The 2,731-nt window shown below is 68.7% G+C and carries 3 protein-coding genes; all 3 read left to right on the plus strand.

What is annotated here, in order from left to right; genetic code table 11:
* Window positions 1-1,087, plus strand: a 1,087-nt coding sequence (locus WC493_RS23275; protein WP_373069041.1) for an NAD(P)/FAD-dependent oxidoreductase, incomplete at its 5' end; no start/stop codon positions are given.
* 8 nt (window positions 1,088-1,095) lie between these two features.
* On the plus strand, window positions 1,096-1,734 hold the full coding sequence (locus WC493_RS23280; protein WP_373069043.1) for a phosphoribosylanthranilate isomerase: 639 nt from the start codon (window positions 1,096-1,098) through the stop codon (window positions 1,732-1,734).
* A gap of 15 nt (window positions 1,735-1,749) precedes the next feature.
* Window positions 1,750-2,731 (plus strand): tryptophan synthase subunit beta (gene trpB, locus WC493_RS23285; protein WP_373069045.1); only part of this gene is annotated, 982 nt, incomplete at its 3' end.

The raw sequence follows: 2,731 nt of genomic DNA on the forward strand, positions 1-2,731 counted from the left end.
CGGCGGTGGCCTCTACGGCCTCGCCACCGCAAGGGCCGCCATCAATCGGGGCATGGAGGTCACGGTGATCGAACAGGGCCGGGTGCCCGATCCGCTCGCCACCTCGGTCGACCGCCACCGGCTGATCCGCTACCCCTACGGCGCGCTCGACGGCTATGCCCTGATGATCCACGACGCCTATGCGGCGTGGGAGGGGGTCTGGCGCGACCTCGGCCGCCGGCATTATGTCGAGACCGGCACCCTTGCCCATCATTTCGCGGCGGGCGACTGGGCGGACCAATCCGCCGCCTCCCTCGACCGGCTGGGCATCGCTTACGAGCGGCTGAAGCCGGCCGAACTCGACCGGCGCTTTCCCATGCTCTCGTCCGACGGCGCGATCGACGCCCTGTGGCTGCGCAGCGGCGGCGCCCTGCTGGCGGACCGGATCGTCGGCGGTCTCGGCGATTATGTCCGCGAGAAGGGTACCCTGCTGGAGGGCATCGCCGTCGCAGACCTCGACCCCGGGCGGGCGACGGCGATCCTCGCCGATGGCCGCCGGATCGAGGGCGACCGGCTGGTGGTCGCCGCCGGCGCCTGGACGCCCCGCCTCGTCCCCTCTCTCGCCGCCGAGCTGCGTCCGGTGCGCCAGGTCGTCACTTACGCGAAAGTGCCGGCAAAGTGGAAAGACGCCTGGGCCAGCGGCCCCATGCTGCTGGAGATCGAGCGGGACGACGGTTTCTATGCCGTGCCGCCGGTCGACGGCTATGGCCTGAAGCTCGGCGATCATCACATGGACGGTGGCCCGGACGATCCGGAGGCCCGGCGCGGCGCCGGCAAGGATGAAGCGAAAGCGATCTGGGAAGGCGGCCGCCGCCGTTTCCGCGATTTCGACGATTACCGCATCATCGAAGCCAAGACCTGCCTCTATACCGTGACGGCGGACGAGCGTTTCCGCATCGCCGACGTCGACGGCGCCCTCGTCCTGTCCTGCTGCTCGGGCCATGGCTTCAAGTTCGGCGCGGTGATGGGCGAGCGGGTGGCGGCCCACCTCGACGGCGCGGCAGATTTCGATGCACTGCAACACTGGGCCGCCGGAAAGCTGCTATAGTCCCGCCCATGTCCGTTGCCGTCAAAATCTGCGGGTTGCGCACGCCCGAAGCCGTCGATGCCGCCGTCCAGCACGGCGCGAGCCATGTCGGCTTCGTGTTCTACCCGCCGTCGCCCCGGAACCTCTCCCCGACCGAGGCCGGCGCCCTGATCGCCCGCCTGCCGGAAGGGGTGACCCCGGTCGCCCTGACGGTCGATGCCGACGACGCCGCCCTTGCCGCCATCCTGGCGGAGGCGCCGGTGAAGATCCTGCAGGCCCATGGCAAGGAAAGCCCAGCGCGGGTCGCCGAGCTGCGCCAGCGCTTCAACCTGCCGGTGATGAAGGCGGTCGGCATTGCCGGGGCGGGGGATGTCGCGACCGCCCATGATTACGAGTCTGTTGCCGACCTGTTGCTCCTCGACGCCAAACCGCCTAGAAAAGGCCTTCCCGGCGGCAATGGCCTTGCCTTCGACTGGGGCCTGATCGCCGATGAGCGCTGGTCGCGGCCCTGGTTCCTGGCAGGCGGGCTGACCCCCGACAACGTCGCCGAAGCGATCCGAATTTCCGGGGCCTCGGCGGTGGATGTGTCGAGCGGTGTCGAATCGGCGCCGGGGGTAAAGACTGTCGACCTGATCGCCGCCTTCCTGGCGGCGGCGCGGTCTGTTTGAGGAACGATCATGGCCATGGCGCCCGCACAGACGCCCAATTCCTACCGCGAGGGTCCCGACGAGCACGGGCATTTCGGGATCTACGGCGGGCGCTTCGTCGCCGAGACGCTGATGCCGCTGATCCTCGACCTCGAACAGGCCTATGAGGACGCCCGCAAGGACCCGTCGTTCCGCGCCGAACTCGACTATTTCCTCGAACATTACGTCGGCCGGCCCAGCCCGCTCTATTTCGCCGAGCGGCTGACCGACCATTTCGGCGGCGCCAAGATCTATCTGAAGCGGGAAGAGCTGAACCACACCGGCGCCCACAAGATCAACAACTGCATGGGCCAGATCCTGCTGGCCCGGCGCATGGGCAAGAAGCGCATCATCGCCGAGACCGGCGCCGGCCAGCATGGCGTGGCGACGGCGACGGTGGCCGCCCGCTTCGGCCTGCCCTGCACCATCTACATGGGCAAGACCGACATCGAGCGGCAGAGCCCGAACGTGTTCCGCATGAGGCTGCTGGGCGCCGAAGTCGTCCCCGTCACCTCGGGCTCGCAGACCCTGAAGGACGCGATGAACGAGGCCCTGCGCGACTGGGTGACCCAGGTCGAGGACACGTTCTACATCATCGGCACCGTCGCCGGCCCGCATCCCTATCCCGCCATGGTGCGCGATTTCCAGGCGGTGATCGGCCATGAGTCCAAGGCCCAGATGCTGAAGGCGGAAGGCCGCCTGCCGGACACGCTGGTCGCCTGCGTCGGCGGCGGCTCCAACGCCATCGGCCTGTTCTACCCCTTCCTCGACGACAAGGAAGTCGCGATCGACGCGGTCGAGGCCGCCGGCCTCGGGCTCGAGAGCGGCAAGCACGCGGCTTCGCTGGCCAAGGGCCGGCCCGGCGTGCTGCACGGCAACCGCACCTATCTGCTGCAGGACGACGACGGCCAGATCATCGAGGCCCATTCGATTTCCGCCGGTCTCGACTATCCGGGCATCGGGCCGGAGCATAGCTGGC

The sequence above is a fragment of the Zavarzinia sp. genome (genome assembly GCF_041650655.1).
Lineage (GTDB): Bacteria > Pseudomonadota > Alphaproteobacteria > Zavarziniales > Zavarziniaceae > Zavarzinia.